Below are 8,533 nucleotides of genomic sequence, written 5' to 3' on the forward strand. Positions count from 1 at the left end.
CGGCCTTCGCCGCGGGGGCTGCGGGAGCCGGGGCCGGAGCGGCGACGGGCTTCGGGACCGCGGGGGCCGCGGGAGCCGGCGCGGGCTGGGCCTTCGGGGCCGTGGTGGTGGTCTCTGCGGCCCCCGCGGCCGCAGTACCCGCCGCAGCCGGGGTGGCAGGAGCACCCGGCTTGTAATCGGCGAAGAAGTCCCACCAGGCGCGGTCTACCGAATTCGGGTCCTGGAGGTACTGCTGATAGATCTCGTCGACGAGCCACTCGTTCGGACCGAACGCGGCAGCGGGGTTCTTCCCGGCTTGGTCGTCGGTGGAGACGCTCGGGTTACTGGGGGACTGTGGCGACACGGCGGCAACCGCCCTCTTCCGCTTCACAAGGTGATGGACAGCGGAAATAAAGGCTACGCCTCCACGGCCGGGAAGGTCAGGTCGAGCAAGGTCATCGTCGCGTAAGTCACATCGGAAATCTTGTTTCAGGGCTTGATATGGCGGGAAACAAGCGTGGTTCCGTAGGTGAGAGGGTGCGTCGGCCCCGGCCCGGCGCTTCTTCGTTCGACCGATCGCGCGGGCCTGCTCCTGATCACACGTGTCCAGCTGCGCTGCAGTGGCGCGGACGCTCGTGGATCTTGTGCCTCCGGTTCGAACCCTACGTCAACGTGGGACGGAGGACGGTCCCGGAAGGGTGACGATGATCCGGCAGCCCCGCTCGGATTCGGCCACACCGATCCGGCCGCCGTGCAGATCCACCGCCCAGCGGGCGATCGCCAGACCGAGCCCCGTGCCGCCGTCGCTGCCCGGCCCGTGCGGCCGGGTCACCGCGCCCCGGTTGAACCGCTCGAACACCCGGTGCCACTCCGACCGGGGGATGCCGGGGCCCTCGTCCAGGACCTCCAGCTCCAGCGACTCCGGCTGCGGCCCGCGCCGCGCCTTCACCGTCACCCGGCCGTGCGGCGGGCTGTGCTTGACCGCGTTGTCGATCAGGTTGGCGACGACCTGGTGGATGCGCTCGGGATCCGCGTGCGCGGTCAGCTCCGGCGGGGAGACGTCCAGGTGCAGATGGACGTCGGTACGCGTGTGGCTGCCGGAGCCGGAGGCGATGCCCGCGCGCGCCGAGGCCACCATGTTGGCCTCCTTCAGCACGCCCGAGAGGTACGGCCACACCTCGAAGCGCCGCATCTTCAGCGGTACGACGCCGTTGTCCAGCCGGGACAGGTCCAGCAGGGTCTCCACGAGCCGGCCCAGCCGCTCGGTCTGCTTCAGGGCCGTCCGCATGGTCTCCGGGTCGGCCTCGGTGACCCCGTCGACGATGTTCTCCAGCACCGCGCGCAGGCCCGCGATCGGGGTGCGCAGCTCGTGGGAGACGTTGGCGACCAGCTCCTTGCGCTGGCGGTCCTGGGCCTCCAGCTCGTCCGCCATGACGTTGATCGTCTGGGCCAGGTCGCCCAGCTCGTCCCGGCGGCCGTCGCTCACCCGGCGGGTGTAGTCGCCCTCGGAGATCGACCGCGCCACCGCGTTCATCTCGTCCAGCGGCATGGTGAGCGAGTGCGCCACGAACTGCGTGATCAGCAGGGTGGCGATCATGGAGAAGACCGTGATGAAGCGCAGCTCGGTCTTGGTGTGCACCGCGATCATCGACAGACCGGTGGTGATCAGCACCGAGATGACGACGAGCGCGCCCAGCTTGGTCTTGATCGAGAACGGGCGCACGCCGCCCCAGGGATCCTCCCCGGGGCTTCTCCGCGCGGCCTGACGCCCGTCGACGCTCATGGCGTGGGCGTCTCCAGCGCGTACCCGACGCCGTGCACCGTACGGATCCGCTCGGCGCCGATCTTCCGGCGCAGCGCCTTGATGTGGCTGTCGACCGTACGGGTGCCGGAGGCGTCCGCCCAGTCCCACACCTCGGCCAGCAGCTGCTCCCGGGAGAGCACCGCGCGCGGGGTGTTCGCCAGGCACACCAGCAGGTCGAACTCGGTGGGCGTGAGATGGACGTCCTCGGACTTCACCCGCACCCGGCGCTGTGCGTGGTCGATCTCCAGCTCGCCGAGCCGCAGGATGCCGGAGCGCGGGGTGGCCGCGGCCAGCGCCGCCCGCTCCACCCGGCGCAGCAGCACGTGCACGCGTGCGGCCAGCTCCCGCATCGAGAACGGCTTGGTCATGTAGTCGTCCGCGCCGACGCCGAGACCGACCAGCATGTCCGTCTCGTCGTCGCGCGCGGTCAGCATCAGCACCGGCACCGGGCGCTGCGCCTGCACCCGCCGGCAGACCTCCAGGCCGTCGAAGCCCGGCAGCATGATGTCGAGGATCAGCAGGTCGGGCTGCCAGGCCTCGGCCGTGTCGACGGCGGCCGGGCCGTCCGTCGCGGTCTGTACGAGAAATCCCTCGGCACGCAGCCGGGCCGCGATGGCGTCGACGATCGTGGGGTCGTCCTCGACGACCAGCACCCGGCGCTGTGCGCCCGGGGTGGTCGTCGCCGCGCCGCTCTGGGAGGTGTGTGTCTGCTCCATCGCCCGCCCCTGCTTGTTGCTTTCCGGAACCAGTGGGGTGATCCCATGTCTGCGATTGACGCTTGAATGATCCGCGTCAGGGCAGCACATTACGGGGATCCACCGTGCTGTCGCTATCCAGGGCGGACGCCGAGGTGCACGGCGTCCGGAACGCCCCGGGCAACGGGCACCTCTTCGGTACGCACCTGCTGGAACCCGGCATTCCGCAAGGTACCTTCAAATTCCGGAGACGGTTCGGCGGACCACACCGCGAGCACCCCGCCGCAAGTCAACACCCTTGCGCAGGCGGCGAGTCCGGCGGGTGAGTAGAGGGTGTGGTTGCCGTCCGTGACCGTCCAGCCGGGACCGTTGTCGATGTCCAGGCAGAGCGCGTCGAACGTGTCGGATGTCTCATTGACGAACGCCACGAGGTCATCCTGCACGACCTCGGTGCGCGGGTCGGCGAGCGCCGTGGCGGAGACCGCCGCCAGCGGCCCGTCCCGGTGCCAGTCGATGACGGCGGGTTCCCGCTCCACGACGGTGATCCGCCCCCACCCGGGGCTCGTCGCGGCATGTGCGAGTGAGAACCCCACGCCCAGCCCGCCGATCAGCACGTTCGGCTCCGGCCGCCCGTCCAGCGCCCGGTACGCGGCGTCGACCAGCAGCCGCTCCGAGCGGCCGTCGGAGGTGTCCATCAGGAAGCAGCCGTTGGCGATGATCTGCAACAGTGCTCCGTGCCGGCGCAGCACCACCTCGCCGTACGGGCCGTCGCGCCGGTCGAGGATCACGGGGGAGTCGTACACGGCAGTCATGCACCCATCCTCCTTGAACACACCTTGACCTTCACGGGAATTAGAAATGTCGCACTGATGTGCACCCTTTCGGTGCGGGGCGAGGACGCGGCCGGAACGTAGGAGGTTGCTGTGAATCGGCTCTCGCGTGGCGTCGGTCATAGACAGCGGCCCCCGGAAGCCGAAGGGTTGGGGCAGAACGGAAGGAGTGCCACAGCGTGGAACGGACCGCGACGGGCCCTGCGGCGGCCGCGTCCCCGCCCCTGACGGGCGCGCCCTTTCCGGACGGCCTCGGCGCCGTCCCGGTGCCCGCGATCGCGGACCTGCTGGACGGCGTGCCACGCCAGCGGCACGCCACGCCCCTCGCTCCCGCTCCCGGACCCGCCCCCGTCGAAGGGCGTCCGGCCGCACCGCTCCCGCTCTCGCTCTCGGTTCCGCGGCTGTGGCGGCTGCTGCCCACCCCCGCGGGCACCCCGTTCACCTTCGCCTACATGGCCGTCCTGGCCGTCACCTCCGTGTTCGCGACCCTGGCCGACCCCGCCCTGGTGCAGGCCCTCTACCAGGACTCCAGCACGGACGTGGCCCACCTGGTGCGCACACCCGCGGTGGTGCTGCTGGCGAGCGCGCTGTGGATCGCGGGCGGTGTCCTCTCGCCGTACGCGGTGGCGTTCGTGCTGGTGCTCACCGCGCTGGAGCGGCGGATAGGGGGCGCGCGTGCGGCCTGCGTCTTCCTCGCCGGGCACGTCCTGGCCACGCTCGCCACCGAGATCCCCGTGGGCCTCGCCGTCCTGGTCGGCCACCTTCCGCCCACCTCACTGCACCGCCTCGACTACGGCATCAGTTTCGGCGTGGCAGGCAGCATCGGCGCCCTGTCGGGCCTCCTGCGTCCCTGGCTCCGCTGGCCCCTTCTCGCCCTGACGGCCGCCGAACTCGTGAGCGACCTGATCGCCTTCGTGGACCCGATGACGAACTGGGGCCACCTGATCGCGCTGACGATAGGTGTGGCGAGCTGGCCTTTTGTACGCCGGTGGGTTGACGCGCCCCGATAGGGGCGCGGGACTGTACCGATGTGCGGCTCCGCCGCGCGGGCGCGCGAAAGCGCCGCGCACCCGCACCCTCACCCGCGAACGCACCTTCCACGGCACCCCCTTGGGCGAACGTGATCGCTGAGAGCGAACAGACAAGGGGAACACCAGCCCTCCCCTCAACGGTTGAGTCGGCATAGCTCAACTTGACTGCCGAAGGGGAGATCATGGCTACTGAGTCACCGGCGTTCACGCTCGTCCTGCCCGTGCTGCCGCTCGACGACGAGGTCGTGCTGCCCGGCATGGTGGTTCCGCTGGACCTGAGCGACGCCGAGGTACGGGCCGCGGTGGAGGCCGCGCAGGCCGCCGCCCGGTCGGAACCGGGCAAGCCCAGGGTGCTGCTGGTGCCCCGCATCGACGGCACGTACGCGAAGACCGGTGTGCTGGGCACGGTCGAGCAGGTCGGCCGGCTGGCCGACGGTGACCCGGGGGCTCTGATCCGCGGCCGGAGCCGGGTGCGCATCGGCGCCGGCACCACCGGTCCCGGCGCGGCCCTGTGGGTCGAGGGCGCCCGCATCGACGAGAGCGTGCCGGACCCGCTGCCGGGCCAGGTCGCCGACCTCGTCAAGGAGTACAAGGCGCTCGCCACCGCCTGGCTGAAGAAGCGCGGCGCCTGGCAGGTCGTGGACCGCGTCCAGGCCATCGACGACGTCGCCGCGCTCGCCGACAACTCCGGATACTCGCCGTTCCTGACCATCGAACAGAAGGTCGAACTGCTGGAGACCGCCGACCCGGTGGCCCGGCTCAAGCTCGCCGCACAGCAGCTCCGCGACCACCTCGCCGAGCAGGAGGTGGCCGAGACCATCGCCAAGGACGTCCAGGAGGGCGTCGACAAGCAGCAGCGCGAGTTCCTGCTGCGCCGCCAGCTGGAGGCCGTCCGCAAGGAACTGCGCGAGCTGAACGGCGAGCAGGACGGCGAGGAGTCCGACGACTACCGCGCCCGCGTCGAGGCCGCCGACCTGCCGGAGAAGGTCCGCGAGGCCGCGCTCAAGGAGGTCGACAAGCTGGAGCGGTCCAGCGACCAGTCCCCGGAGGGCTCCTGGATCCGCACCTGGCTGGACACCGTCCTGGAGATGCCCTGGAACGAGCGGACCGAGGACGCCTACGACATCCAGGGCGCCAAGGCGGTCCTGGACGCCGAGCACGCGGGTCTTCAGGACGTGAAGGAGCGCATCACCGAGTACCTCGCGGTGCGCAAGCGGCGCAGTGAGCGCGGGCTCGGCGTCATCGGCGGCCGGCGTGGCGGTGCCGTACTGGCCCTGGTGGGTCCGCCCGGCGTCGGCAAGACCAGCCTCGGTGAGTCGGTCGCGCACGCCATGGGCCGCAGGTTCGTCCGCGTCGCCCTCGGCGGCGTCCGCGACGAGGCCGAGATCCGCGGCCACCGCCGTACCTACGTCGGCGCGCTGCCCGGCCGGATCGTGCGGGCCGTCAAGGAGGCCGGGTCGATGAACCCGGTGGTCCTGCTGGACGAGATCGACAAGGTGGGCTCCGACTTCCGCGGCGACCCGGCCGCGGCCCTGCTCGAGGTCCTGGACCCGGCGCAGAACCACACCTTCCGGGACCACTACCTGGAGGTCGAACTCGACCTGTCGGACGTGGTGTTCCTGGCCACCGCCAACGTCCTGGAGGCCATCCCGGAGGCGCTCGCCGACCGTATGGAGATCGTCCGCCTGGACGGCTACACCGAGGACGAGAAGGTCGTCATCGCCCGCGACCACCTGCTCCCGCGCCAACTGGAGCGGGCGGGACTCGGCAGGGAAGAGGTCGTTCTGGAGGAGAGCGCCCTGCGCAAGCTGGCCGGCGAGTACACGCGCGAGGCGGGTGTCCGCACCCTGGAGCGCTCGATCGCACGCCTGCTGCGCAAGGTCGCGGCCCAGCACGAACTCGGCGAGCGGGAGCTGCCGTTCACCGTGAGGGACGCCGACCTGCGCGATCTGATCGGGCGCCCGCACCACGTGCCGGAGTCCGCCCAGGACCCGGCCGAGCGCCGTACGTCGGTCCCCGGTGTGGCGACCGGTCTCGCGGTCACCGGCGCGGGCGGCGACGTGCTCTACGTGGAAGCCTCCCTGGCCGACCCGGAGACGGGCGCCGCGGGCCTGACCCTGACCGGTCAGCTCGGTGACGTGATGAAGGAGTCGGCGCAGATCGCGCTGAGCTTCCTGCGCAGCCACGGAGCCGAACTGGAGCTGCCCGTGGGCGACTTGAAGGACCGGGGTGTGCACATCCACTTCCCGGCGGGCGCGGTCCCGAAGGACGGCCCGAGCGCCGGCATCACGATGACGACGGCCCTGGCGTCCCTGCTCTCCGGCCGCCTGGTCCGCACGGACGTCGCCATGACCGGCGAGGTCTCGCTGACCGGCCGGGTGCTGCCCATCGGCGGCGTGAAGCAGAAGCTGCTCGCCGCCCACCGCGCCGGGGTGACCACCGTGATCATCCCCAAGCGCAACGAACCCGACCTGGACGACGTCCCGGCCGAGGTGCTGGACAAGCTCGACGTCCACACCGTGACCGACGTCCGCCAGGTCCTGGAACTGGCACTCGCGCCCGCGACGAACGGCGCGACGCCGGAGGTTCCCCTGGCGGCGTGACGGACGCCACGGGATGAGTGAAGGCCCGGGTCCCCTGAGGGAGACCCGGGCCTTCGCCCTGTGCGCGTACAGCAATCCGCGCACCGCGCCCATATCGGCACAGGTCGATAGAATTCAGGCGTGAGTTGGCCCCCCAAGACCCCCTCCGGTCTGATCGGGGCCGAGATCGCGGGCTACCAGGTGGAGCGCGAGCTCGGTCGTGGGGGCATGGCCGTCGTCTACCGCGCCAGGGACCTGCGCCTCGGCCGGACGGTCGCCCTCAAGCTGCTCGCCCCCGAGTACACCAGGAACGACGCCTTCCGCCGCCGTTTCGCCCAGGAGTCCCGGGTGGCCGCCGCCATCGACCATCCCAACATCGTCCCCGTCTTCGAGGCCGGCGAGTTCGACGGGCTCCTCTACATCGCCATGTGCTACGTCTCCGGGCAGGACCTGCGCGCCCTGATCGACCAGGAGGGCCGGCTGCCGGTGCCGGTCGCGCTGCGCATGACGGCCCAGCTGGCGTCCGCCCTGGACGCGGCCCACGCGCGCGAGCTGGTGCACCGGGACGTCAAACCCGGCAACGTCCTGGTCGCCAAGGTCGTCGACAGCGATCACCCCGAGCACGTGTATCTCACCGACTTCGGACTGGCGAAGAAGTCGCTGTCGCTCACCGGGTTCACCACCGCGGGCGAGTTCGTCGGCACCCTCGACTATGTGGCGCCCGAGCGGATCGCCGGGCGCCCGGTGGACGGCCGGGCCGACCTGTACAGCCTGGCCTGCGTGGTCCACGAGATGCTCGCGGGCGCCCCGCCCTTCCAGCGGGAGGACCAGCTGGAACTGCTGTGGGCCCACCAGTACGACCCGCCGCCCCCGCTCAGCAAGGAGCGGCCGGACATCCCCGCCGCCGTCGACGACGTACTGATCAAGGCCCTGGCGAAGGCCCCCGGCGACCGTCACGGCACCTGTCTGGAGTTCGTCGCGGCCCTGCGGGACGCCGTCGCCGACCGCGTTCCCCGCCGCCGTACGCCGACCGTGGTGGACCGTGTTCCGCCACCGGATCCCCCTGCCTGGGCCCGGCCGCTCCTCGGCTGACCCGCGCAATTTGAGCGGCTTTTACCCGACGCCTGTGAGTGCGTCAAGTCCCGAGTCCTCGGAACGTGACCCCGATTTCCCGTTCGGGCTTACTTGAAGCACGGCCTCACCGGAAAGGAAATGAGGCGGTCCGGGGGACGGAAATCCTCCGGAAATCCCCGGTAATCCTCTCGGGAAATCCTCACAGCAATGGGAGAAAGCTCATGACTCGTAATGTTCACACCCACGACGACGCCCGTGCGAAGCGCCGAGGTCTCCGTTTCGCGACCCTCGCCGCCTCCGCCGCACTGGTCACCGGAGGTGTCCTCCTCCCCGTCTCCGGCGCGATGGCGGCCCCGATGCCCACGTCGACCGTGGCCTTCGTCCATGGCGGCGGTGCCGGTGGCGCCGGTGGTGACGGCGGTGGCGGCCTGGTCGGCGGCGGCGGTGGCGCCGGTGGATCCGGTGGCGGCAGCGTCCTCGGCACCGGCGGTGCCGGCGGCAAGGGCGGTAACGGCGGCGACGGCGTCCTGGCCGGCGG

General features: G+C 71.1%; 7 protein-coding genes and 1 pseudogene. 4 read left to right on the forward strand and 4 right to left on the reverse strand.

Annotation, left to right across the window (positions count from 1 at the left end):
* From ABT288_RS48395 to ABT288_RS48410, 4 genes are all read right to left on the reverse strand, one after another.
* On the reverse strand, positions 1-343 hold a 343-nt coding region (locus ABT288_RS48395; protein ID WP_351623046.1), incomplete at its 3' end, for a 2-oxoglutarate dehydrogenase E1 subunit family protein.
* Between the two features lie 303 nt (positions 344-646).
* Positions 647-1,762: a HAMP domain-containing sensor histidine kinase gene (locus tag ABT288_RS48400; RefSeq protein WP_351623049.1), complete on the reverse strand. Its 1,116-nt coding sequence runs from the start codon at positions 1,760-1,762 to the stop codon at positions 647-649.
* Positions 1,759-2,499: a response regulator transcription factor gene (locus tag ABT288_RS48405; protein WP_351623052.1), complete on the reverse strand. Its 741-nt coding sequence runs from the start codon at positions 2,497-2,499 to the stop codon at positions 1,759-1,761. The genes ABT288_RS48400 and ABT288_RS48405 overlap by 4 nt, the downstream gene beginning before the upstream one ends.
* 113 nt (positions 2,500-2,612) lie before the next feature.
* The gene (locus ABT288_RS48410; protein ID WP_351623054.1) at positions 2,613-3,290 is read right to left on the reverse strand and encodes a spermine/spermidine synthase domain-containing protein; all 678 of its coding nucleotides are present in this window, start codon (positions 3,288-3,290) and stop codon (positions 2,613-2,615) included.
* Between the two features lie 197 nt (positions 3,291-3,487).
* Between ABT288_RS48410 and ABT288_RS48415 the strand changes: the two genes are divergently transcribed.
* The 4 genes and pseudogenes from ABT288_RS48415 to ABT288_RS48430 form a co-directional block, all read left to right on the forward strand.
* Entirely contained in the window at positions 3,488-4,318 is an 831-nt protein-coding gene (locus ABT288_RS48415) for a rhomboid-like protein (RefSeq protein ID WP_351623057.1), read from the forward strand.
* 203 nt (positions 4,319-4,521) lie between these two features.
* Positions 4,522-6,942, forward strand: a complete 2,421-nt coding sequence (lon, locus tag ABT288_RS48420; RefSeq protein WP_351623060.1) for an endopeptidase La — start codon at positions 4,522-4,524, stop codon at positions 6,940-6,942.
* A gap of 120 nt (positions 6,943-7,062) precedes the next feature.
* Positions 7,063-8,013 carry a serine/threonine-protein kinase gene (locus ABT288_RS48425; RefSeq protein ID WP_351623063.1) on the forward strand — a complete coding sequence of 317 codons (951 nt, stop codon included), beginning with the start codon at positions 7,063-7,065 and terminating at the stop codon, positions 8,011-8,013.
* Positions 8,014-8,216: 203 nt separating this feature from the next.
* Positions 8,217-8,533 (forward strand): annotated as a pseudogene (locus ABT288_RS48430) (hypothetical protein); the annotation flags it as partial.

Source organism: Streptomyces sp. NPDC001093, from assembly GCF_040298985.1.
Lineage (GTDB): Bacteria > Actinomycetota > Actinomycetes > Streptomycetales > Streptomycetaceae > Streptomyces.